Origin of the sequence: Arthrobacter oryzae, assembly GCF_031454875.1 — a bacterium.
Lineage (GTDB): Bacteria > Actinomycetota > Actinomycetes > Actinomycetales > Micrococcaceae > Arthrobacter > Arthrobacter oryzae_D.
In genome coordinates this window covers 87696-111035 of sequence record NZ_JAVDRQ010000005.1, presented here as the reverse complement: position 1 = coordinate 111035, position 23340 = coordinate 87696, and the positions used below count along the sequence as shown (strand labels likewise).

At 65.3% G+C, this 23340-nt stretch carries 19 protein-coding genes; 8 read left to right on the top strand and 11 right to left on the bottom strand.

What is annotated here, in order from left to right; translation table 11 throughout:
• Positions 1–65 precede the first annotated feature (65 nt).
• Together J2805_RS10510 and J2805_RS10505 are read left to right on the top strand one after the other, a co-directional pair.
• Positions 66–920, top strand: coding sequence for a LysM peptidoglycan-binding domain-containing protein (locus J2805_RS10510; RefSeq protein WP_309975860.1), 855 nt, complete (start codon positions 66–68; stop codon positions 918–920).
• Positions 824–1528, top strand: a complete 705-nt coding sequence (locus J2805_RS10505) for an Rv3235 family protein (RefSeq protein ID WP_309975859.1) — start codon at positions 824–826, stop codon at positions 1526–1528. The genes J2805_RS10510 and J2805_RS10505 overlap by 97 nt, the downstream gene beginning before the upstream one ends.
• 188 nt (positions 1529–1716) lie before the next feature.
• On the opposite strand, the gene secA is transcribed toward J2805_RS10505, so the two are convergent.
• From secA to mtrA, 7 genes are all read right to left on the bottom strand, one after another.
• Positions 1717–4458, bottom strand: a complete 2742-nt coding sequence (gene secA, locus J2805_RS10500; protein ID WP_309975858.1) for a preprotein translocase subunit SecA — start codon at positions 4456–4458, stop codon at positions 1717–1719.
• Between the two features lie 70 nt (positions 4459–4528).
• Positions 4529–5788, bottom strand: coding sequence for a winged helix-turn-helix domain-containing protein (locus J2805_RS10495; protein ID WP_309975857.1), 1260 nt, complete (start codon positions 5786–5788; stop codon positions 4529–4531).
• A gap of 48 nt (positions 5789–5836) precedes the next feature.
• Complete coding sequence (gene hpf, locus J2805_RS10490; RefSeq protein ID WP_309975856.1) at positions 5837–6562, bottom strand: ribosome hibernation-promoting factor, HPF/YfiA family; 726 nt, start codon at positions 6560–6562, stop codon at positions 5837–5839.
• 178 nt (positions 6563–6740) lie between these two features.
• Positions 6741–7661, bottom strand: coding sequence for a ComF family protein (locus J2805_RS10485; RefSeq protein WP_309975855.1), 921 nt, complete (start codon positions 7659–7661; stop codon positions 6741–6743).
• A gap of 162 nt (positions 7662–7823) precedes the next feature.
• Positions 7824–9545, bottom strand: a complete 1722-nt coding sequence (locus J2805_RS10480) for an LpqB family beta-propeller domain-containing protein (RefSeq protein ID WP_309975854.1) — start codon at positions 9543–9545, stop codon at positions 7824–7826.
• On the bottom strand, positions 9542–11380 hold the full coding sequence (gene mtrB, locus J2805_RS10475) for an MtrAB system histidine kinase MtrB (protein ID WP_309976307.1): 1839 nt from the start codon (positions 11378–11380) through the stop codon (positions 9542–9544). Before mtrB ends, J2805_RS10480 begins: the two co-directional genes overlap by 4 nt.
• 97 nt (positions 11381–11477) lie before the next feature.
• Complete coding sequence (gene mtrA, locus J2805_RS10470; protein ID WP_309975853.1) at positions 11478–12152, bottom strand: MtrAB system response regulator MtrA; 675 nt, start codon at positions 12150–12152, stop codon at positions 11478–11480.
• A gap of 347 nt (positions 12153–12499) precedes the next feature.
• Here mtrA and J2805_RS10465 point away from each other — a divergent pair, with 347 nt between their 5' ends.
• The 6 genes from J2805_RS10465 (at position 12500) to J2805_RS10440 (ending at position 18991) form a co-directional block, all read left to right on the top strand.
• Positions 12500–13966 (top strand): DUF7847 domain-containing protein, encoded by a 1467-nt coding sequence (locus J2805_RS10465; RefSeq protein WP_309975852.1) that lies wholly within the window; start codon positions 12500–12502, stop codon positions 13964–13966.
• An 83-nt stretch (positions 13967–14049) separates the two neighbouring features.
• On the top strand, positions 14050–14682 hold the full coding sequence (locus J2805_RS10460; protein ID WP_309975851.1) for a DUF4129 domain-containing protein: 633 nt from the start codon (positions 14050–14052) through the stop codon (positions 14680–14682).
• Positions 14679–15920, top strand: a complete 1242-nt coding sequence (locus tag J2805_RS10455; RefSeq protein WP_309975850.1) for a DUF4350 domain-containing protein — start codon at positions 14679–14681, stop codon at positions 15918–15920. Before J2805_RS10460 ends, J2805_RS10455 begins: the two co-directional genes overlap by 4 nt.
• Positions 15917–16945, top strand: a complete 1029-nt coding sequence (locus J2805_RS10450) for an AAA family ATPase (RefSeq protein WP_309975848.1) — start codon at positions 15917–15919, stop codon at positions 16943–16945. The genes J2805_RS10455 and J2805_RS10450 overlap by 4 nt, the downstream gene beginning before the upstream one ends.
• Positions 16945–18237 carry a DUF58 domain-containing protein gene (locus J2805_RS10445; protein WP_309975846.1) on the top strand — a complete coding sequence of 431 codons (1293 nt, stop codon included), beginning with the start codon at positions 16945–16947 and terminating at the stop codon, positions 18235–18237. The genes J2805_RS10450 and J2805_RS10445 overlap by 1 nt, the downstream gene beginning before the upstream one ends.
• A gap of 40 nt (positions 18238–18277) precedes the next feature.
• On the top strand, positions 18278–18991 hold the full coding sequence (locus tag J2805_RS10440; RefSeq protein WP_309975843.1) for a DUF4166 domain-containing protein: 714 nt from the start codon (positions 18278–18280) through the stop codon (positions 18989–18991).
• Here J2805_RS10440 and J2805_RS10435 read toward each other — a convergent pair.
• The 4 genes from J2805_RS10435 to J2805_RS10420 form a co-directional block, all read right to left on the bottom strand.
• Entirely contained in the window at positions 18988–20013 is a 1026-nt protein-coding gene (locus tag J2805_RS10435; RefSeq protein ID WP_309975841.1) for a uroporphyrinogen decarboxylase/cobalamine-independent methonine synthase family protein, read from the bottom strand. The genes J2805_RS10440 and J2805_RS10435 overlap by 4 nt on opposite strands.
• 2 nt (positions 20014–20015) lie before the next feature.
• Entirely contained in the window at positions 20016–20459 is a 444-nt protein-coding gene (locus tag J2805_RS10430; RefSeq protein WP_309975840.1) for a chorismate mutase, read from the bottom strand.
• Positions 20460–20623: 164 nt separating this feature from the next.
• Positions 20624–22318: an ABC transporter ATP-binding protein gene (locus tag J2805_RS10425; protein WP_309975838.1), complete on the bottom strand. Its 1695-nt coding sequence runs from the start codon at positions 22316–22318 to the stop codon at positions 20624–20626.
• Positions 22315–23340, bottom strand: coding sequence for an ABC transporter permease (locus J2805_RS10420; protein ID WP_309975836.1), 1026 nt, complete (start codon positions 23338–23340; stop codon positions 22315–22317). Before J2805_RS10420 ends, J2805_RS10425 begins: the two co-directional genes overlap by 4 nt.

Here is a 23340-nt window from a genome sequence, read left to right as displayed (position 1 = left end):
GGGTTCAAACTTTCCTTAGTTGCATCAAAATATATCAAACAGCATCAAAGCGAGATGGGGCCATCATGGAAGGTGGACAGTGCAAGCCGCTCGGTCCGGACGCCGGACTGGCGGCGGCGATACTTCTCCTGGGCTCTGTCCTGGCGGCGACGGGCGCCTCAATGGTGGAGCGTTGGAAGTCGTCCTCGGCGAAGGGCCAGTCGCTGGCGTTCGAGGATCTGCTCGGAATGACCGTCAACACGGTGGGACTCATCGTCGTCGCCTGGTGGATCCTTTCGATGCTGGTCGCGTTCGCCTCGGCCGCCCTCGAGCGTGCCGGAAACAGCCGGGCAGCCGCAGCCACCGGCAAGTTCAGCCCGGCTTTCATGCGTCGGCTCGCCCTTGCCGCAGTCGGTTTGCAGTTGCTGGGCGCTCCCATCGCCCACGGCGCCCCGGAACCCGGTGACCTGGGCCCGAGCTCCAACCCCGCCACGGCAATTTCGGCCTTGTGGACACCAACGGAAGAGGTGGCCGGAAAAGCCAGTAAGGCTCCGTCAGAGCCGGCCGGAATCCCGCCCACACCTATTGGCGAAGCGACCAATACAGCTTCGATCTCCGCACTGCCGGCAACCTCGGCGTCCGGTGGCAGCCTGGATCCACGGTGGAAGCCGAGCGCCCCCGCCGTACATCCGGGTCCGCTAGCCGCCCAACCCGTGAGGTCCGCCCGGCAACAACCGGCCACGGACGTCGGTCACGTCACGGTAGTAGCCGGGGACTCACTCTGGAGCATCGCAGCGAGGGAGCTGGGTGGTTCCTCAGCTTCGGACGTCGACATCGCCAGGGAATGGCCACGCTGGTACGAAGCCAACAGGGCGGTCGTGGGCGACAACCCCAATTCCCTCCTCCCGGGCCAGGTTCTGAGGCCCCCGTCCGGCTCATAAACCGCCGCCAGGCTTCAAGAGTCTTCAGAAATCCGACATCAATCAGAGGAAACGTCATGAGCGCATTGCATTCGGTCCCCTCATCGCCTGCGACGGAGCGGCCCGCCTCGGGGGTCCCGCCAGTCCGGCGGCTGGCGGCGGTCCCTAAGCCGGTAAGCATTCCGCCTGCGCGTCCGCATCCTGCCGGCGCTCCTGCTATATCGGGGACGGCCAACCCGGACCGGTCAGCCGGCAACGTGCGGACGCTCAGGACCGTCGGTGAGCATAGGGAGGTTTGCGCGATCACCCGCGGCACCGTGCAGGCTGCCATCGAGGTATTGGCGGGAACGCGTCCGATTCACCAGTTGTCCCGCCGCTTGGACCAACGTTGCCTGGCCTCGCTGCAGCACCGGGCTGCGCTCACCCGCCGGCTCGCATCCGGATCCTCACCGACGGCAGGCCGTCTGCACCGCAATCCCGCTGTCCGGTCAATCCGCACCTGCGAGGTCGCGGAGGGAATCTACGAGGCAAGCGCCGTCGTGGTGGATGAACTGAGGGTCCGCGCGGTGGCAGTGAGACTTGAGCGCAGCAACCAGGTATGGCGCGTCACGGCGCTGGAAATCGGCTGACGCATCGTCCGTGCGCCGACTTGAGCCCAGTGGAGCCGACTTGCCCCCGGTTGAGTCAGCCTCGAGCAAAGCAAGCTATCCAGCAGATCAAACTAGCCAGACGAGAGGGGATACAGGTAAGGGCCGGAACAAAAGTTCCGGCCCTTACCTGTATCCCAGCTGGCTGCCTGTTCGGCGGTCAGCGGTTCCTAGCGCTTCTTCTTTTTAGGTGCCTGTTTCCGGGCGCCGTCCTGGACGGCTGCCTTCGCCGGATTTCCCGAACGGCCCGCCGACCTGCCCTCGATGCGCGTCTGGCTGGCGCCGTCCTCGCCCGGAGCAGTGTACTGCAGCTGGGCGGGCTTCTCCGGGGCCTCCAGGCCGGCTGCGCGGATCTGCGGCTCGTGGTGCTCCGTGTGTTCCCCGGCGCCGTCGGCCACTACAACGTCCTCCGCGGGAGTCACCTCAACTTCCAGGTTGAACAGGAAGCCCACGCTTTCTTCCCTGATGGCCTCCATCATGGCCTGGAACATAATGAATCCCTCGCGCTGGTACTCCACGAGCGGATCGCGCTGGGCCATGGCCCGCAGGCCGATGCCTTCCTTGAGGTAGTCCATCTCGTAGAGATGTTCCTGCCACTTCCGGCCGATCACGGACAGCACGACGCGGCGTTCCAGTTCGCGCATGCTTTCCGATCCGATGGCCTCTTCCCTGGCCTGGTAAACCAGGCGTGCATCGGAAAGGATCTCTTCCTTCAGGAAGTCGACGGTGATGCGGGACTTGCCGCCGGCCTCGTCAATGACGTCGTGTGAGGTGATGCTGACGGGGTACAGGGTCTTGAGGTTGGTCCAGAGCTGGTTGAAGTCCCAGTCGTCCCCGGTTCCCTCGGCGGTTGCTTCATCGATGAGGGCCGTGATGGTGTCTTCCAGGAAGAACTGCACCTTCTCGTGCAGGTCATCGCCCTCGAGGATGCGTCGCCGGTCGCCGTAAATGGCTTCGCGCTGGCGGTTGAGGACGTCGTCGTATTTCAGGACGTTCTTTCGCTGCTCCGCGTTGCGGCCTTCCACCTGTCCCTGCGCAGATGCAATGGCACGGGACACCAGCTTCGATTCGAGTGCGACATCGTCCGGTACCGAACTGTTCATCAGCCGCTCGGCCGCGCCCGAGTTGAACAGCCGCATCAGGTCATCGGTCAGGGAAAGGTAGAAACGGGACTCGCCCGGGTCTCCCTGGCGTCCCGAACGGCCGCGGAGCTGGTTGTCGATGCGGCGCGACTCGTGGCGTTCGGTGCCAAGGACGTAAAGTCCGCCGAGGTCGAGGACTTCCTCGTGCTCGTCCTTCACCGCCTGCTTGGCGGCCTCGAAGGCCGCGGGCCAGGCCGCTTCGTATTCTTCGGAGTTCTCTTCCGGGTCCAGCCCCCGCTTGGCGAGTTCAGCGACGGCGGTGAACTCGGCGTTTCCGCCCAGCATGATGTCGGTACCGCGCCCGGCCATGTTGGTCGCAACGGTTACGGCGCCCTTCCGGCCGGCCTGCGCGACGATCGCGGCTTCACGGGCGTGGTTCTTCGCGTTCAGGACCTCGTGCCGGATGCCTTCCTTGGCCAGCAGCCGGGACAGGTATTCGCTCTTCTCAACGCTGGTGGTACCCACCAGCACGGGCTGGCCCTTTTCGTGGCGCTCGGCGATGTCCTTGACGACGGCGTCGAACTTGACGGTCTCGTTTTTGTACACGAGGTCCGACTGGTCGATGCGCTGCATGTCCCGGTTGGTGGGGATGGCCACCACTCCGAGCTTGTACGTGCTCATGAACTCCGCGGCTTCGGTCTCCGCGGTGCCGGTCATGCCCGAAAGTTTGCCGTACATGCGGAAGTAGTTCTGCAGCGTGACAGTGGCGAGGGTCTGATTCTCCGCCTTGATTTCGACGCCTTCTTTGGCCTCGATCGCCTGGTGCATTCCCTCGTTGTAACGGCGGCCGGCCAGGATGCGGCCGGTGTGCTCATCGACGATGAGGACCTCGCCGTCGAGAATGACGTAGTCCTTGTCCCGCTTGAAGAGTTCCTTGGCCTTGATGGCGTTGTTTAGGAAACCGATCAGCGGAGTGTTCGCGGACTCGTAAAGGTTGTGGATGCCAAGGTAGTCCTCGACCTTTTCGATGCCTGCTTCAAGCACGCCAACGGTGCGCTTCTTCTCGTCGACCTCGTAGTCGGTATCCGCCTGGAGCCGAAGGACCACCTTGGCGAACTCGCTGTACCAGCGGTTCGTGTCGCCCTGGGCAGGACCGGAAATGATAAGCGGGGTGCGGGCCTCGTCGATAAGGATGGAGTCCACTTCATCAACGATCGCGAAATGGTGGCCGCGCTGGACCAGTTCTGACTTGTCCCACGCCATATTGTCGCGCAGGTAGTCGAAGCCGAATTCGTTGTTGGTGCCGTACGTAATGTCTGCAGCGTACTGCTCGCGGCGCACGGCGGGGTCCTGATTGGACAGGATGCAGCCGCTGGTCAGGCCGAGGAAGCGGTAGACCCGTCCCATGAGGTCGGACTGGTATTCGGCGAGGTAGTCATTCACGGTGATGACGTGGACGCCCTTGCCTGCGAGGGCATTCAGGTAGGCCGGAGCGGTGGCCACAAGGGTTTTACCTTCACCGGTCTTCATTTCCGCGATGTTGCCCAGGTGCAGGGCGGCGCCGCCCATCATCTGAACGTCGAAGTGACGCATCCCCAGCGTTCGTGACGAAGCTTCGCGAACGGCTGCGAAGGCCTCCGGCAGCAGATCATCCAACTTCTCGCCGTCCTGGTGGCGTTCCCGGAGCCGGTCGGTTTCTTCACGCAGTTCGGCGTCCGTGAAGGTCTTCAGGGAGCTCTCCAGGGCATTGATGGAATCGGCATAGTTCCTCAACTGCCTCAGGGTTTTTTTGTCACCCGTACGGAGAAGTTTTTCGATAAGTGATGCCACGTGAAGTTGCTCCCAGTCTCAAGCTGCCGAATTCTGGCGTGTTCAGTCTACGGGAGAGACGATCGGCACGTTACGCCTGTTCCCTGAGAGCGGATACACCCGTTCCGGCCGCAGCGACGGCCTCGGCAAGTGCCGGTGCCAGGTCGCCCGCCGGAGAAACGACCACGCGGTCAAGTTCGAGCCACTCCGCCATGAGCTGGAGTTCCGCGGCCAGTTCGACGGCGGTATCCGCCGGTGCATCCGGTTCAGCATGCGCTGCCCTCGCCAGGAGGTGGCCTGCGGCCCTGTCGGCCTTCAGGTCGACACGCGCCACGATGCCGTCCCTCAGCAGGAAGGGAAGAACGTAATAGCCGAAGCGTCGTTTGGCCTCCGGTGTATAGATCTCAAGCCTGAAGTGGAAGCCGAACAGCTCCTCAAGCCGCCGCCGTTCAAATACGAGCGAGTCAAAAGGGCTCAGGAGGGCACGCCCGCTTGCCGCGCGGGGCAGCCTGGAGTCCACATGCCGGTAGACGGGCCTGTCCCAGCCCCGGACGGAGACAGGTTCCAGCGTGCCGAGTTCCACCAGGTGCTGCACGGAAATGGCGGCCGCACGCATGGGGGTACGGAAGTAGTCGGCGAAGCAGCGCACGGTTCCGATGCCGTGGGCCCTCGCCGCGGCGGCGATGAGCCGGTCCATCGCGGCCGCAGGATCTCCCCGCTCGACGGCAAGGTCTTCTTCCCCGCCGCCGACCGGGGAGAAGACCTTGCCGGTGAGTGTGTAACGGCGTTCGAACTGCTCGGTACGCGAGGAAGCAGAGACAAGCCCTTCTTCGAAAAGGTGTTCCAAGACGCGTTTCACGGCGTTCCAGTTCCAGCCCCAATTGTCCGTGCGCCGGTCCTCGACGTGACCGATCCTGACCGTGAGTTCGCCTGCGGTCAGGGGTTTGCCATTTGCGAGCTCCGCCAGGACTTTCGCAGCGACGCCCGTGCGCAATTCCGGGTCCAGGGCCGAGGCTCCGACCCATTTCCGGCTCTGCCACAGCAGCAGGTCCGGGAAGTGGTCCGGCCTGATGAAGCTGGCTTCGTGGGCCCAGTACTCCATCATGCGGCGCGGATGCTTGGAGGCCATGCGGTGAAGGATGCCCCGGTCGTAATTTCCGAGCCGGGAGAAGAAGGGCAGATAGTGGCTGCGTGCCAGGACATTGACCGAATCAATCTGGACCAGGTGCAGCCGGTCAAAGGTACGGCCCACCGCCCGTGCACTCACGGGTCCGGCGGGCCGTCCTTTGTCCAATCCCTGGGCTGCCAAAGCGATCCGCCGTGCCTGGTTGAGGCTCAGCGATGCGCTCATGTCAGTCCCTTCCTTGGCTGGTCATCACCAGCTTAGGCGAACGCGCTGCTAGGCGCGTGCAGGCTCATCCTCCGAGCGGTAGGCGAGGATCTTCTCTTCCAATGGCGCTTCGCCCGGTTCGCAGGTTTGGTCCAGGCTAATGACGCCGTAGGTCCATCCGTCGCGGCGGTAAACCACGGACGGCGCTTTGGTCTCCTTGTCTACAAACAGGTAGAAGGAGTGACCTACAAGTTCCATGTTGTCGACGGCGTCGTCGAGCGTGAGGGATGCCGCCGGGAAGACCTTGCGGCGGATCAGGACCGGCGAATCGCCCGCCGGGATGTCATTGTCGACGTCGTACGGCGACTTTTCCACCGGCGCTGACTGTGGCTCCTGGTGGTTACTGGCCTCTACGTACAAAGGCTCGGTGGTACTTGCCGGCTCGAGGCTGGCTGTCGCCTCGCGGACGGCTTTCGGGGTGTGCCGTCCGTGGTGGACCTTTTTGCGGTCCTTGGCCCGGCGCAGGCGCTCGAGGAGCTTGTTGTAAGCGAGATCGAACGCGGCGAACTTGTCGGCGGCGCTGGCTTCCGCACGGATCACGGGGCCCCGGCCCAAGACAGTCAGCTCAACCGTGAGCAAGTCTGCGGTCTGGCGGGCCTTGGTCTCCTTGGACACCTTCGCGTCCACCCTTTGGACCTTGTCTCCCAGCGATGCGATCTTTGAGATCTTCTCGTCGGCGTATTCGCGGAAGCGGTCCGAAACCGTCAAATTCCGTCCGCTGATCATGAACTCCATGGTGCCCTCCAAATGACTTCGGTGACACGACGGCGGCACTTCCCGGGGCCGATCTGACTGACAGTCGAGCCCCTTTCCGAGCCGCTATCGACAGGTACAACTGATCTTGGTACCCACAACCGACGTTAGTTCATCGCTACCCGTTATTCACCTTTTCTTCGTTTTATTTTTTTCGGAGTCAGGCTTCCAGCCGCGCGGTGGCACCGGGAGCGGCAATTGGATCGGCGGAGTCGGGCGGGCGTGTCGCTGCCAGCACCACAGCACCAGCGACGACGCCTCCCGCCTGATGAACGGCCCGGGCAGCTTCCGCAAGCGTGGCGCCCGTGGTGAGGACGTCATCCACAATGATGCAGGGGCGGCCCCGGATGTCCGGCGCGAAGAGTGCCGATCCCGCCCGCATGGAGCCGCGGACGCGCCTGACGCGGGCCCCGCGCCCCAGTCCCTTTTGTCCTCCGGCCATCGCGGGAGCAGGGATCAGTGCCCGTATTCGTTCCCGGAGATCAGCGAAAGCCCATGGGCATTGGACAGCTGCCCTCCCCTTGCGCAGTACGGGGGCAAGGGTGCCGGCACCAAGGCCACCGTTGCGTGCCAGGTTCCGCAGCATGAGGTGCACCGGGCTGAAACCGCGTCTCCTGAACGCGCTGTTCGTCGTGGGAACCGGTACCAGGCAGAATCCCTGCATAGTCCCTGCGGCCTCTCGGATGGCCCTTCCAAGTGCTTTCGCCAATACCGACTCGAGCTGGCCCTGGCCGTGTCTTTTGAACGAGAGGACAGCCTGGGCGAGTTCCTCACGATAGATGCCGGCAGCCACCACCGGGAGGATAACCGAACCGTTGACGTCCATGAGGGCAGGGGCCTGACCTTCAGCCCGGAAAGGGGTCCTCGTGAGGGTCCGCACGGCCCGGTCGCAGGGGCCGCACAGCGAGTAGTCCTCCGTTCCGCAACAGACACATTCCACGGGCGCGGCCAGCGCCAAAAGCTCGCGGCCCGCGCCTAAGACCCGGTCCGCAGCCCTCGGAAGCCACTGTGAGTACTCGCTGCGGTGCTTGGCCGGCGTCGCGGTAGGCGGCGCCAGATCGGGATCGGGGCTACGAATCACCAGCCAAGGCTGCCTCACGGAACACCCGGCCGGAAGCATCCCGGGCGCCTATGTGAATAACCGAGCCTGTGCAGGCGACCGCGCCTGTGTGGACCAGGCGCTTACGTGAGCGTCATCCATCGGGCTTCGCCGCGCTCCCCCGTGTCAGGGATAACTGCCGCGTCAGCCCGGGAAAGACGGGTCCACGGGCCCTTTCAGCTGCGGCGACCAACCGTTTCCAAGGCGCTGGAAAATGCCGTCAGCGGACTGCCCGAAAATTTCCTCGGGTCCGTTCCCTGCGCTGATCGCGGTAAGGCCGGGCCAGGGGGCCAGTTGCTGTGGCTGTGAAGACGTCAGGGAAAGCAGTTCCGGCGTGACGTTGTCAGTGGCAGATCCCTTCATGACCGCGACGGTGGTATCACTCACCCAGACTCCCTGGTCCGGTTGGCGGTCTGTCTGGAGGGTCGTCGGCGCCGTGAGGTCCCGGGGCGTACCGTCGGCATTACGGACGATTCCCGTTACCTGCACGCGGGTCTTCCCGTTTTGCTCCGAAATCACGAGTGCACGGACGCCCTCACGGGATATTCGGAACTCCTTTACCGTGCGTCCGGCAAGCCAGGCGGGTGCCAGCGTCACCGTGGGTACGGCGGCACCTTCGGCGACGCCGGTCGGGCGGTATGCAAGGACTTCGGTGGCGCCGTTGGCCCCGGGCCCGGCCGTCCAGACCCAGTCCTCCTGGCCGAACGACGGGTGGGTCAGGGTGGAACGGGTAGTCAGCGCCCTCGCTGGCTGCCCCGGCACGATGGAGTACAGCGTTGTCCGGGTGCTGTTGAGGAACGCCACTGACTGCGACACCGGCGATTCGGCCGGGGAAACCGGACCGAGGGCTCCCACGGGCTGGATGTCCGGAAGGGGTGAAACCCGGTTGTTCTCGTAGCGGACCAGCTGTCCGTCGTTCACGGCAATCTGGCGGGACGGCACGTTCTTATCCCGGACGGGCGGCAGCACGGATCCGTTGTCCTCGACGCGCACCAGGTCCTGGTTCGCCCTGAGCTCTACGTTGACGACGTCGGGCTGGCCGCGGAAGGTGAGTGCCAGCTGGGTCTGCATCCGCAACCTGTCCTCACTGGAAGCCTCCACCAGTTCCTTGGCGGTAAGGTCCACCTGCGCGGCGCCGGAGACCACGGGAACGGACTCCCGCGCCAGCTTCATCCCTGAGGGGAAAGCGCTGACTACGGCGCCCTTGAGGTACGGTGCGGGTCCGCTGAGGAGTGCGCTGGTCATCGCTTTGACGGTCTTCTTCTTGATGAACCACCTGACGTCCGGCACCGCGTAGGTGAAGCTCGGATCATAGAAGTAGATGGGGTAGGCGCCGTAAATCACCTTGAAGGTCTGTTCGGGAATGGCGGTCCCGTCCGGAATCCCGGAGATCCGCCACTCACCGTCCACCTGGGTCAGGGTGACCTGGATGTTTTCTTTGGTGCCCTCGGGAAACTGGGTGGCGATGCCGTCCGCATCCACGGAGTAGGCCACATCGAGCTCGTAGTTGTAGACGTTTTCGACGCCGGTCCGGACCACCCTGGTTGATCGGAAAACCAACGTCCGCTGGTCCGGCTTCCAGGCCACGGAGGCCGCCTGGGTAAGGTACTCCCGCGCCACTGCGTAGTCGTCTTCGTAGCCGCTGCCCGCGAGATAGAAATCATCGATGATGGATTCCGGTCCGGCGCCTTCTCGTGGGGCCACCGGAAAGAAGACAGGAGCATTGTTGGGCTTGCCCGCACTCTCGTCCGTGCTTTTGCCGACGGGTCCGGAGCGCGGAATCTGGGCGCAGGCGGTCAGCAGCAGGAGCAGGACGGCCAAAACAGCGGCGGCCGCGGTGCCTGGCCTTCGGGATATGCCTTTCATTTTGCGCCGTCCCCGCCCATGCCTGGTTTCGCTCCCGGCGAGGCCGCTGATGGCACGTCAGGCTCCGGCGCTGCAGCCGTAGCGATGACTTCAACGTCCGGCGTCGCGACTGTTTCAAAGAGCAGCATAGTGCCCTGCCCCGTGCTGCCAGGCAGCGCGACGTCGGCGGGTTCCAGCTGGAGCGGCGACTTGGAGATGGCCTCACCCTGCTTCAGTGGCAGCGTCAGCCTGAAATTAGATCCCGTTCCCTTACTGCCCCAGGCCTGAAGCCATCCGTTGTGGAGTTTCGTGTCTTCAGCAGCAATGGACAGGCCCAAGCCGCTGCCGCCGGTGGTTCGTGCCCGCGCGGGGTCTGCCCGCCAGAAGCGGTCAAAGACCCTTGCGGCTTCGGATTGGGTCATGCCGATACCATGGTCGCGCACTGCAACTGCCACGGCGGTATCATTCGCGGCCACGGAGATATTCACGGGTTTGCCTTCGCTGTGTTCCAACGCGTTGAGCACCAGATTGCGAAGGATCCGCTCGATCCGCCGGTCATCCATCTCCACTACGATGCTGGTCTCCCGGGAATTGATGGTGACCTCCGAACCATATTCGACTGCTACGGGCCTTGCGTCTTCCACGACGTTCGCGACGAGCTGCAGGATATCGGTGGGTTCGGCGTCGAGCACGGCCACGCCCGCGTCGAAGCGGGAGATCTCCAGGAGGTCAGCCAAGAGGGACTGGAAGCGCTCCACCTGGTTGTACAGGAGCTCGGCCGAACGCTTGTTGATGGGGTCGAAATCATGGCGTGCGTCGTACAGTACTTCCGCGGCCATCCGCACAGTGGTGAGGGGCGTCCGAAGCTCATGGGACACATCGGAGACGAAGCGCTGCTGCATTTGCGAAAGCGTTGCCAGCTGGGTGATCTGTTCCTGCAGGCTGGCGGCCATGTGGTTGAACGATGCGCCGAGCCTGGCCACCTCATCCTCGCCCTTGACCACCATCCGTTCCTGGAGCTGGCCGGCCGCCAGTTTCTCGGAGACGACGGCTGCATGGCTGACCGGGCTGACGACGTTCCGGGTCACATACCAGGCGATGGCCCCAATGATCAGAACCAGCACCGCCCCGCCGGCCAGCAGGACGTTCTGTATTTCGTTGAGGGTTTTCTGCGCCGTATTCAGGTCGTAGATAAGGTACAGCTCGTACACGGTGCCGTTGAAGGTGACCTTGTTGCCCACCGCTATGCCTGGCCGGTCCTCGGTACCCACCGGGAACTCTGTGGACGCCCAGAACTGGTCCTTGCCGGATTCCTGGACTGCTTTCCGCAACTCAGGCGGGATGACGCTGACGGTGAGCTGGTCCGATGCCCGCGATTCCACCCAGCGGTTGCGGGGTTTGGTCTGTTCCGGCATCGCCTCGAAGACATAACGACGCTGGATCACGTTTCCGCGCCCCTCAACGGCGTTCAGGGTGTCGTAGACCAGCGTAATGACGCTCGACTGATCCGTGACCTGGGCGCCGTCAAACGTATCCTGAACCTGTTTGACGTTATACAGCGTCTCCGATTCCGCCTGGGTCAACCGTTCCTGGAAGAGGTTGTTCGCGATCTGGTTCGAGAGGTAGGCGCCCACTATGGCGAACGAACCTATCGACAGCAGCAGCGTAGTGAGGACCGTGCGGAACTGCAGGGACCTGCGCCAGCGCCGGTGCAACGCGCGCAGCAGGAACCGGACGCCGGGCAGGAGCCGGATCAGGCCAGTGCGGACGAGCCGGGCGACCCGGAGTCCTACGATCCGGGCGCGACGCAGCCAGATGCGGGTCCGGAACGGCAAGTCAGAGAGCACGCCGGAAATGGCATCGGTATGTTCCGGAGCGCCGTGGACGTGAGCGTGTTCCGTTTTCGGCGGACGGGCTACCTCCGGCTCGCCGCCGGCTTCGCCGCGGGACGGTTCAGGAACCTGCTTTGTAGCCGACACCACGGACCGTCAAAACAACTTCGGGGGCTTCAGGGTCGCGCTCAATCTTTGACCTCAGCCGCTGGACGTGGACGTTCACCAGGCGCGTGTCTGCCGCGTGCCGGTATCCCCAGACCTGCTCCAGCAGCAGCTCCCGGGTGAAGACCTGCCACGGTTTGCGCGCAAGGGCCACGAGCAGGTCAAATTCCAGGGGTGTCAGCGAGATGCGTTCGTCGTTCCGGCTCACCAGGTGCCCGGCGACGTCAATGGTGATGTCGGCAATACGCAGTGTTTCGGGAGCCTTCTGGTCCCCCGGGCGGAGCCGCGCCCTCACCCGCGCAACCAGCTCCGCCGGCTTGAACGGTTTGGGTACATAGTCGTCCGCGCCGGATTCGAGGCCGCGGACCACGTCGGAGGTATCTGACTTCGCGGTCAGCATGACGATAGGAGAATCCGATTCGGCGCGGATCTGCCGGCACACTTCGATGCCGTCAACGCCGGGGAGCATCAGGTCCAACAGCACGAGATCCGGTTTGGAGGAACGAAAGACTTCGAGCGCTTGTGCGCCGTCTGCGCAAAAAACCGGTTCGAAGCCGTCATTGCGCAAGACAATTCCGATCATCTCGGCCAGCGCCTCGTCATCGTCCACTACCAGAATGCGTGCCTTCATAGTTATATATTCGCCTATTGAATGGGCTTTGTCCCGTTGAGGGCCGACACGGCATGGCGCGGTCACCGGCCGGAGGGAGCAGAGACCGCGGCCGGAACGGCGCAACAGCGCGAAGAATCAGCCGGAGGCTATGAGGCATGCCGGCAAAACTATAGGCTGGGAGCGGGCCGGACGGTGCAGGACACCGCCGGCCCCGAGCACTTGGCCGGAGTTCTGGTCGGGCGGCCCGCGGACAGCATCTTTTGGGGAGGAACAGGTTGTCAGAGCAGGATCCGAACGCGCGGCCCCGGGAGGGGCAGCCTCAGCCGGCGGAACCACCCTCATGGGGTCAGCCACAGCAGTGGAACGTGCCGCAGCCGCCCCACGAGGAACGTCAAGCGCAAGCGAACGCACCGGAGACGGCAGCCGACGGCGGGAACCAGCCGCAGTGGGGGGCGCCGCCGCAATGGGGCATTCACCAGCCCGGCCACGACGGCGGACAGCCGCCGTGGGGCTCCCCGTATTCCGCGCCACAGCCTTCCTCCAATCAGCCTGGTCATTTTCAGCCCGGTTATGTTCAGTCGGGTCATATTCAGCCGGGATACGTCGCCCCGCCAAAGCCCGGGATAGTTCCGCTCCGCCCGCTGCTTTTCGGCGAAATCCTGGACGGCTCGTTTCAGACCATCAGGCGCAACGCCGCGGCAATGCTGGGCGCGGCGCTCCTGGCCCAGACCCTGGGAACCGTTGTCGGCGCGCTTATAACGGCGCAAGCCGGAGCGGGCAGCGAGTCCCTCGGGCTGTGGCTTGAAACCCTGAACCCTACGGAAATGGTCGGCCTGGGCCTCGGGGTCCTGGCAGGCGCCGTCCTCCTCGGGCTGGTGTCCGTCTTTATCTCCCTCGTGCTCCAGGGCATGATGGTGGTTCCTGTGGCCCGTTCCGTCCTCAACTGGCGCACGGGTTTTAGGGAGATGTGGGCGCTTTCGCGATCCAGGATCGGCTCGTTGCTGGGGCTTGGCGGGCTATTGATCCTTGCCGGAATCGCCGTCGTCGCCGTACTGGTGGGCGGATCCTGGCTCCTGGCGGATTCCATGGGCGGAACGTCTGCGCTGATCATCATCCCCTTGTTCCTCGGGACCATGGTGACCATGCTGGTGCTCTCCATCCGGTTCCTCGTGACGCCTGCTGCGATTGTGGTCGAGGAACTGGGCGTACTTGACGGCCTGCGGAGGTCCTGGCAGCTGACCCGGTACAACTGGTGGCGGATTTTTGGAATCACGCTGGTCATTTCACTCCTTATCGGCATCATCGGCCAGATCGTCCTGGTCCCCATCAGCGTCGCATCGGCCGGGTTCTCGTCCGTCGTCGCACCCCATGGCGGCGACGACGGTCAACGCGCCCTCGCCATCGGCGTCGGCATCGCCACTCTTATCATCTCGGCGCTGATAGGCGCAGTGGCCTACGCATTCCAGACCTCGGTCATGGGCCTGTTGTACATGGACCTTCGCATGCGCAAAGAAGGGCTCGACCTCGCCCTGCTCCGGCTGCTTGAGTCAGGCACGGAAAAAGCCGACGGCGTCCCTGGACGCGGCATAGCTCCGCAGGAAAATCCCGGCCGCATGGCCCCCGGCGGCTGGCCGAACAGCCCCTATGGCCCCCAGGGCTACGGCCAGCCTTCGGGCTACGGTCCGCCCCCGGGCTACGGCCCCCCACCGGGAAACGGCCAGCCTTCGGGCTACGGTCCGCCGCCGGGCTACCGCCCTGCCTCGAGTTACGGTCCGCCCCCGGGCGGCTACGGTCCGCCCCCGGGCTACCGCCCGCCCCCGGGCGACGGATGAGCCGGCTGGCCTGTTTCGAGGCGGCATCGGCAGGGGATGCGGTTCTGCGTTCGGCTGCCGGCCGGACACCGGCTGAGCCTCCCGTGGAGCCTGACAGGCAGGAGGCCAGCAGGTGGGCCGCCGAGGAGCTTTCCAAGCCCGTGTACCAGGACGCGCAACCGGACTGGCTGACCGATCTGTGGCTCCAGTTCATGGACTGGCTGCGGTCGCTCAACAGCGGTGACCCTGCAATTGACAGCGGCATGGCTGTACCGGCCATTGGAGTGACGATTGTCGTCCTCGTCGCAGTAGCCATCCTCCTCGCGCGCCCCCGGCTGAACGCCCGCCGCCGCCCGGCCGGCGAAGTCGTCGCCGATCCCTCCATCAGCCCCGCCGAATACCGTCGGCTTGCGGCAGCCGCGGCAGCCCGTTCCGACTGGCGGACCGCCGTCGTCGAACAATTCAGGGCGATCGTCCGGTCCGCAGAAGAGCGCACAGTAATCGATCCCCTGCCCGGCCGGACGGCCGACGAGGTGGCCGCCCAGCTGGCCGGCGCTTTCGGCAGCTGTGCCAAACAGCTGCGCCGGGCCGCCGATCAATTCGACGCCGTCCGGTACGGCAATGAAGAGGCCACAGCCAGGGACCACTCCGACATGGTGGCGCTGGATCAGCTCCTGGAATCAGTAAAGCCCGACTTTGGCCAGCGTGCCCCGGACCGCCTGGCGCTGCCGCTATGACCCCGGTAGTTGAGTCGGAGATCCGGCCGGCGCCGGAGACACCCGCCACAGGAGTTCGCGCCGCGGGCCCAGCCGTCGCGGCATGGATCCGCCGGCACCGGACGTGGACGCTCATCGGCATTGTCTTCGCGCTGGGCGTGGCGCTGACGATTATTGCCCAGTTCTCGCCCCGCGGTGACGATGCCCCCCTCTCCACGCGCAACGCTGCACCGGACGGGGCAAGAGCCGTCTCCGAAATACTGGGAATCCAAGGCGTGGATGTCCGCCAGACTGACAACTTCGCGGCAACGCTGTCAGCCCTGGAGAGTGCGTCCGAGGACAGTTCGTTCGAGGACAGCGACGACGGCCGCGGGGCTACGTTGCTCCTTTACGACCGAAACGGCTACCTGGACCGCGAGCAGCTTCAGGAGTTGCAGCAGGCTACGGACAGGCTGGTGGTGGTGACTCCCCGGCTGAGCGCGCTCACGGCAGTAAGCAGCGAAATCCGCCCCGCGGGAGTTGTCCCGGAGGGGGTTGCCACGCTGGATCCCGGCTGCGAGCTGGAGGACCCGGCCGTGGCAGGATCCGTCACTGCGGAGTCCGCGTACCTGTATCAGGCCGACGGCCCCTGCTATGAGCCCTCGGACGGCCTGGGCGGACTGTACGCAAGCAGCGACGACGGCCGGCTGGTAGTGCTGGGCAGTACGGAGATCCTCAGCAACGGCCGCCTCGATGAACATGGAAATGCGGCCCTTGCGCTCCGGACCCTCGGGGTCTCCGACCGTCTTGTCTGGTATCTGCCCGGCATTGCGGATGTCACCATAGCGGACGCGCCAAAAACCCTGGATGAACTTGCCCCGCCGTGGGTGGCCTTCCTGGGCCCGTGGCTTGCCCTGGTGGCGGTGCTGGCCATGGTCTGGCGGGGACGGCGGCTGGGACCGCTGGTCTTCGAGCCGCTGCCGGTGGTGGTCAAGGCCGTTGAGACCGCTGAGGGCCGCGCACGGCTGTACCATGACGCCCACGCCGTGGACCGGGCGGCCGAGAACCTCAGGGCGGGGACGCTGGTCCGGCTTGCCAGGATCCTCCGGCTGGGACCCGATGCCGAGTCTGCGGCCATCGTCGACGCCGCGGCCCGGCACCTTGGGCGCACGACGGAACAGACGGCCGGCGTGCTGGAGGCCCGTCCCCGGACTGAGAGCGAGCTGGTCCGCTGGGCCCAGCAGCTGGACACAATAGAGAAAGAGGTAAGCACCCGATGAGTGAGCAGACCAACGGATTCGTGCAGGGCGGGCCGGGCGGGCCTGCCCTGGCAACGGCGGAGGCCCGGACGGGCATCGATCCCGTCCGCCAGGCCCTGCTCGACGTCAGGCTTGAGGTGGCCAAGGCAGTGGTCGGCCAGGACTCCACCGTCACCGGGCTGCTGATCGCACTGCTCTGCCGCGGGCATGTGCTGCTCGAAGGGGTTCCCGGCGTGGCCAAGACCCTGCTGGTCCGCACACTGTCCGCGGCCCTGAGCCTTGACACCAAGCGCGTGCAGTTCACACCCGACCTGATGCCCGGTGACATCACCGGCTCGCTGGTCTTCGACTCCCGGACCTCCGAATTCAGCTTCCGGGAGGGCCCTGTTTTCACCAACATCCTGCTGGCAGATGAAATCAACCGGACGCCGCCGAAGACTCAGGCGTCCCTGCTGGAAGCCATGGAAGAGCGGCAGGTATCGGCGGACGGTATCTCACGGCCTCTTCCCGTCCCGTTCATCGTCGCTGCCACCCAGAACCCGGTGGAATACGAGGGCACCTATCCCCTGCCCGAAGCCCAGCTGGACCGCTTCCTGCTCAAGCTCGCCATGCCGCTGCCGGGACGCGCGGACGAAATTGAGGTCATCCGCAGGCATGCCGCCGGTTTCGACTCCAGGAACCTGGCTGCGGCCGGGGTCCGCGCGGTGGCAGGTGCGGCCGAACTGGAGCAGGCCCGCCAGGCAGTGGCAGCGGTGGAAGTGGCGCCGGAAGTCGCGGCCTACATCGTGGACATCGCAAGGGCCACCCGCGCGGCACCGTCCTTCCAGCTGGGTGTTTCCCCCCGCGGTGCCACCGCCCTGCTGAGCGCCTCGCGCGCGTGGGCGTGGCTGTCGGGGCGGCATTTCGTGACACCGGATGACGTCAAGGCACTGGCGCTCCCCTGCCTTCGACACCGTGTAGCGCTGCAGCCGGAAGCGCAGATGGACGGCGTGCACGTTGACGGCGTCCTCGCCAGCATCCTGGCGTCCGTGCCCGTTCCGCGCTGATGGCCATTTCCGGACGGTTCGTACTTCTGGCACTGGCGGGGCTGGTGCCGGTGATGCTGTTTCCCGGCTGGGGCACAGTGCTGCTGGTCTGCCTGGCCCTGTGCGCAGTCCTGCTCCTGGACCTCTTCGTTGCGGCGTCGCTCCGGAGCGTCACGCTGGACCGCACTTTGCCCGGCAATGTGGCACTCAGCGGAAGCACCGAATCAGTCCTGACGATCGGAAACACCGGAACCCGGCCGCTGCGTGCCCTGGTGCGGGACGGGTGGCAGCCGTCGGCAGGCGCGCAGAATCCACGCCAGCGGGTGGACGTTCCGGCCGGCGAGCGGCGGCGGATGACAGTGACCCTTCGGCCTGCCCGGCGGGGCGACCTCAAGGCTCCGCATGTGACCCTTCGCGCCTTCGGTCCGCTGCGGCTGGCCGCGCGGCAGCGGACACTCCCGTGTCCCGGCGCCATCCGGGTGCTCCCGCCGTTCCATTCACGGCGCCATCTTCCCTCCAAGCTCCGCAAGCTGCGTGAGCTCGACGGAAAGGCTGCCGTACAGATCCGGGGCGCCGGCACCGAGTTCGATTCGCTCCGCGACTATGTCCGCGGTGATGATGTGCGCTCCATCGACTGGCGCGCCACGGCGCGGCGGTCCGCCGTCGTTGTCCGCACCTGGCGGCCCGAGCGGGACCGGCGCGTGGTCATCATGCTGGACACGTCCCGGACCGCTGCTGCGAGGATCGACGACGAACCGCGCCTCGACACCGGAATCGAGGCGGCCCTGCTGCTTGCCGTCCTGTCGGAACGGGGCGGCGACCGCGTGGACTTCTTCGCCTTCGACCGGCGGACCAGGGGACGGGCAGGTTCGGCTTCGAAGGGAAACCTCCTCGGACAGCTCGTCCAGGCCATGGAACCGCTGGAACCGGAGCTCATCGAGCTGGACTGGAGCCAGGTCCCCGGCCAGATACGGCAGATCTCGGCGCACCGCTCCCTCGTGGTACTGCTGACCCCGCTGGATGGCGGCGCGCCCGAGGAGGGGCTGCTCCCGATGGCGGCGCAATTAGCGCAGCAGCATGTTGTGGTGGTGGCCTCGGTGCGGGACCCCATGCTCGGCACGATGCAAAAGGAACGAGCGACGGCGACGCAGGTGTTCCGCGCGGCAGCCGCCGAACGCGCCCTGCTGGAACGCGAAGCCGTGGCCATGCAGTTGCGCCAACTGGGCGTCGAAGTGGTTGACGCCGAACCGCACCAATTGCCGCCGGCCCTCGCAGACGCCTATATCCGGCTTAAGGCGGCGGGCCGACTGTGACCGATTCCGAAAACTGTTCCGTGGAAAGCAGGAGGCTACCTTGAACACCCCTATCTATGAACGTGCCCTGGGCAGCGATTTCGCCCGGCTTCAGCCCGAGCTGCAGGAGTACTTTTCGCTGGCTCCCGGGTCCGGACGCTACGGCGTGGGCGAGGGGGTGTTCGACGTCGTCGGTTGCCGGCAGCAGTGGCTGCGGCCGCTGCTTCGGCTCACCAGCGGGGAAGAGGCGTTCTTCCCGGAGTACGGTGAACGTATTCCGTTCCGGATCGAAAACCATGCACACCTTGACCCGTTCGGCCGGTCGAGCCTCACCGCCCGTCGTGAAATCCAGTTTCCCGGACGGACGCGGCTGTTCCATGACACCACCAGCTTCGATGAATCCCGAAAGAACCCGGGACTGGTGGATTACGTGGGCCGCTACCGGCGCCTTGTCACCGACCTGAATCTCAGCGTGACCGCAGAAGGGCGGCTGCGGGGCGTCTCCGAAGCCTCCCGGCTGTTCCTTGGCCCGCTGCGGATCCCGCTGCCCGCCGCCGTGGACGCCAAGGCCTACGCGGAGCAGTGGTGGGAGCCGGCGGAGGGCACGCGCGGAAAGCACCGGATCCAGGTCAAAGTGATCCAGCCCCAGCTGGGCCTCGTCCTCGTCTACGCGGGGAGCTTTGATTACCGGCTCCGTTCCTACCCCGGCGCCGCCACGGCGCAGGGCCACCTTCCCGGCTACGCCCGGCCGGACAGGTGGGAGAGCCGCATTTAGCCGAGCGCCAGCTGGTTGAGCCCGTCCGCCACTTGGGTCAGTCGGGTCAGGACTGCAGTCGCGGACGACGGCGTGTGCCCGGCCAGCCCCTCGGACGGCGTCACGCGGATGGAGCCGAGCGCCGACGCGGGCAGGCCCAGCTGACGCCAGGGCCGCCATACGTTCTCCACGGCTTCCTGGACACGCGGCAGCGCCGCTGACGCGTCCTTCACCGGCAGCACACCGGCCCACAGGCTTTTCCCCGCCTCGACCGTTTCCGCCAGCTGTTCCCACTGGCGGGACGTGAGGGCCTTCAGCGGGACTGCGATCCCGTCTGCCCCGGAAGAGATGATGCGCTCGAAGGGCGCCTCAACTTCGGCAACAGCAATCACCGTTTCCGCAGCGCCGGCCGCCCTGATCGCGTCGATGACCAGCCGCCAGGATTCCGTGACCTCCTGGCCTGGCACCGACCGTAAGGTCCGGTAACCGCTGGACGTTGGAATCGTACCGGCCATTACGGCCGCAATGTCAGGTTCATCGATCTGGACAACCAGCCGGGCCCCGGGAACAGCGGTTGCGACCCTGGCCAGGAAATCGCCGACACCGGCTGCCAGCGATTCGGCGATGTCTCGTCGGGCACCGTAGTCGATCAAAGCCCGTTCCCCGTTGTGGAGGTGCAGCCCGGCGGCCAGGCTGAGCGGCCCGCGCAGTTGGACCTTAAAATCCTGTGCAGGACTTTCTTCGGTCCCGGCAACATCAGCGAGGACGTTGACGTCAGTGGACAGGGCCGATTTTGCCTTCATCAAGTCCCGGCCGGGACGGTCCACGATCCGCCACCCATGGGGCTGGACATCAACGGAAAGGTCCACCAGCAGTGATGCCGTCCTGCCGAGCGCATCCGAACCGACACCGCGGTCCGGAAGCTCCACGAGGAAGGGCAGGTGCGGGCTGCCGAGCTCACCGCGGACAATCCGCGTGGCTTCCACGGGGTCTTCTCCCGGCCACGGCCCCAGGGCGGTGGCAGTTACCTGTGATTCCGGCATGCCTAGGCGTCGACGGCCGTGGACGGGGCGGCCTGCGTAAGCCGCGGCTGGCCGGCGGCGGCTCCGTTGGTCTCCGCGGCCTGGTGGTCTTCGGCAATGGCTTCGTGGTGCCTGATGACTTCGCCGATGATGAAGTTCAGGAACTTTTCCGCAAAGGCGGGGTCCAGGTGCGCCTCCTCGGCGAGGCGGCGCAGCCGTGCAATCTGGGCAGTCTCGCGGCCCGGGTCACCGGCAGGCAGCTTGTGCGCGGCCTTGAGGAAGCCCACCTTCTGGGTGGCTTTGAACCGCTCGGCCAGGAGGAAGACAAGGGTGGCGTCGATGTTGTCGATGCTGGACCGAATGGACAGCAGTTCCGCCATCACCGATTGGTCCACCTGTCCGGCCAAGGAGCTGGCGGAGGGGTCGTAGGATGCGGCGTCTGGAAGATCTTGGTTCTGCTCGGTCATGGCTCCAGTCTATGGGCACCGCGCTGAATCCCTGTGGCTGTTAAGCGGCCGCGAAACGTTTCCCGAGGAACGCAAACGCTCGACGGAAACGCCTGACGGAGATGCCCGCCGTCCACAGTGGACGGCGGGCAACTCCAGCCAGGAACTGGATGAGGGCGTTGAAGCTAACCGGCGAGCAGCCCGCGGTTTGCTTCCCGGCGCCTCGCCTGTTCGTCGGGATCGGGCACGGGCAGCGACGCGATGAGCCGCCGCGTGTAGTCGTGTTGCGGGTCCCCCATGACCTGGGTGCCAAGTCCCTGCTCCACGAGCTTGCCCTTGTAGAGCACACCCACCCAATGGGACAGGATGTCCACAACGGCCAGGTCATGGCTGATGAACAATGCGGCGAACCCGAACTCCTGCTGGATGTCCTTAAACAGTTCCAGCACCACGGCCTGCACCGACACGTCCAGGGCCGACGTGGGCTCGTCGGCGATCAGCAGTTTGGGGTTGAGGATCAGGGCGCGGGCCAGTGATGCGCGCTGCCGCTGCCCGCCGGAAAGTTCATGCGGGAAGCGGTCAGCATACGACGCCGGCAACTGCACTGACTCGAGCAGCTCACCGACGCGTTTCCGCGCCTGGGCAGGTGTCGGACTGCTGTGGATAATCAGCGGTTCTGCAACACAGTCCCCGATGGTCAGCTGCGGGTTGAACGAAGCCGCCGGGTCCTGGAACACAAACCCGATCTCCTTTCGAAGAGGTTTAAACGTCCGCTCCTTCAGGTTCAGCATCTCGTAGCCCAGCACCTTCAGGCTGCCGCCGGTGGTGCGGTTCAGGCCGGCGATGGCGCGCCCGATGGTGGTCTTACCGGACCCTGATTCACCCACCAGGCCGAAGACTTCGCCCTCAGACAGCGTGAAGCTGACACCGTCCACGGCCTTGAAGCTCGGGCTGCCCAGCCTGCCCGGGTATTCAATCGTCAGGCCCCTGGCTTCCACCAGGACCTTCCGGTCCTGGTGGGCGCGCGTGGCCATTCCCTGGGAGGCTGAATTCCGGCCGAGGTGCGGCACCGCTGCCAGCAGCTTCCGGGTGTATTCCTGCTTCGGCTCCGCGAACAGGACCTTGGCCGGTGCCTCCTCAACGACGTCGCCCTGGTACATGACCACCACCCTGTCGGCAAGGTCGGCCACCACACCCATGTTGTGGGTAATCAGCACGATTGATGTGCCGTACTTGTCCCGCAGGTCCCTCAACAGCTGGAGGATCTCCGCCTGGACGGTGACATCCAGGGCCGTGGTGGGTTCATCTGCCACAATCAGCCCCGGATTCAGTGCAAGTGCCGCAGCGATGACCACGCGCTGTTTCTGGCCTCCGGAGAACTGGTGCGGATAGTAGTCCACGCGTTCCTCGGGGTCAGGGATGCCCACCTTGCGGAGGGCCTCGATCGCCCGGGCCTTGGCTTCCTTGGCCGAGACGCGTTTGCCCTTGCCGCCGGAATGCGCGCGGATGCCTTCCGCAATCTGCCATCCCACGGTGAAGACGGGGTTCAGGGCCGTGGAAGGCTCCTGGAACACCATGGCCACGTCCCGGCCGCGGATCTGCCTCAGCTTGGAGGCGCTGACGCTGATGACGTTGTTGCCGTTGATCAGCACCGCCCCGGAACTGATAGCGGTCTCGGGGAGGAGCCCGAGGATGGTTTTCGCCGTGACCGTCTTGCCGGATCCGGACTCCCCGACGATAGCCACGACTTCGCCGGGATTGACCTCCAGGCTGACGTCCTTGACCGCAAAGACGTCTCCGGCGTCCGTGGCGAAAGTGACCTTCAGGTTGTCAATGTCCAGGACCGGGCCGGCCCCGCGCTTATCGATGTTGATGGTCATGAGCTTCTCACTTCAGCTTGGAGCGCAGCCTGGGCGCCTGCGGTGGAATCGGGTCCGCCCTTGCCGGAAGCGGCCTTCTTGCGTCCCCGCAGCCGCGGATCGTTGAGGTCGTTGATGCTTTCACCCATGAGGGTGAGGCCGACGACGGTCAGCACCGTGGCCAGGCCGGGGAAAACGCCCGTCCACCAGATGCCGGACGTGGTGTCGGCGAGCGCCTGCTTCAGGTCAAAGCCCCACTCGGCGGCAGAGCTTGGTTCGATGCCAAAGCCCAGGAAGCCCAGGCCCGCAAGGGTGAGGATCGCCTCGGAGGCATTGAGCGTGAAGATCAGCGGCAGGGTGCGGGTGGCGTTTTTGTAGATGTGCCGGCTCATAATGCGGATGTTGGATGCCCCGACCACCTTGGCCGATTCAACAAAGGGTTCGGCTTTCAGGCGGATGGTCTCGGCCCTGATCACGCGGAAGTACTGCGGGATGAAGACCACCGTGATTGAGATCGCGGCGGCCATGATGCCACCCAGCAGGCTCGACTGCCCGCCGCTGATGACGATGGCCATGACGATGGCGACCAGCAGCGAGGGAAAGGCATAGATGGCGTCCGCGATGACGACGAGGATCCGGTCCAGCCAGCCGCCGATGTAACCGCTGACCAGTCCCAGGATGACGCCGATGAAGATCGACATCAGGACGGCCACCACGATGACCATGATCGCGGTCTGCGATCCCCAGATGACCCGGGACAGAACGTCGTAGCCGCCCACCGTGGTACCCAGCAGATGTTTTCCGCCGGGTGCCTGCTGGGCAGGGAAGCTGCCCTCGGCGTCCGAGAGCTGGGAGTACCCGTAGGGCGCCATGAGCGGCGCAAAAATAGCCGTCAGCAGGAAGGCCCCGGTCAGGATCAGGCCCGCCACCAGCATTCCGCGCTGCAGGCCAACGCTCTTGTTGAAGTGTGAGATGACGGGCAACCGGCGGAAGAGCGGAGCGCGGGGATCGGCCGTGGGTTCGATGATTGTAGGCGTGCTCAT

Coding starts and splice junctions, on each gene's coding strand:
- J2805_RS10455 (WP_309975850.1), top strand. CDS start 14,679: ATGACCCCGGTAGTTGAGTCGGAGATCCGGCCGGCGCCGGAGACACCC.
- J2805_RS10445 (WP_309975846.1), top strand. CDS start 16,945: ATGGCCATTTCCGGACGGTTCGTACTTCTGGCACTGGCGGGGCTGGTG.
- J2805_RS10430 (WP_309975840.1), bottom strand. CDS start 20,459: ATGACCGAGCAGAACCAAGATCTTCCAGACGCCGCATCCTACGACCCC.
- mtrA (WP_309975853.1), bottom strand. CDS start 12,152: ATGAAGGCACGCATTCTGGTAGTGGACGATGACGAGGCGCTGGCCGAG.
- J2805_RS10510 (WP_309975860.1), top strand. CDS start 66: ATGGAAGGTGGACAGTGCAAGCCGCTCGGTCCGGACGCCGGACTGGCG.
- J2805_RS10420 (WP_309975836.1), bottom strand. CDS start 23,340: ATGAGCACGCCTACAATCATCGAACCCACGGCCGATCCCCGCGCTCCG.
- J2805_RS10435 (WP_309975841.1), bottom strand. CDS start 20,013: ATGCCGGAATCACAGGTAACTGCCACCGCCCTGGGGCCGTGGCCGGGA.
- J2805_RS10495 (WP_309975857.1), bottom strand. CDS start 5,788: ATGAGCGCATCGCTGAGCCTCAACCAGGCACGGCGGATCGCTTTGGCA.
- hpf (WP_309975856.1), bottom strand. CDS start 6,562: ATGGAGTTCATGATCAGCGGACGGAATTTGACGGTTTCGGACCGCTTC.
- J2805_RS10450 (WP_309975848.1), top strand. CDS start 15,917: ATGAGTGAGCAGACCAACGGATTCGTGCAGGGCGGGCCGGGCGGGCCT.
- J2805_RS10425 (WP_309975838.1), bottom strand. CDS start 22,318: ATGACCATCAACATCGATAAGCGCGGGGCCGGCCCGGTCCTGGACATT.
- J2805_RS10480 (WP_309975854.1), bottom strand. CDS start 9,545: ATGAAAGGCATATCCCGAAGGCCAGGCACCGCGGCCGCCGCTGTTTTG.
- J2805_RS10505 (WP_309975859.1), top strand. CDS start 824: ATGGCCACGCTGGTACGAAGCCAACAGGGCGGTCGTGGGCGACAACCC.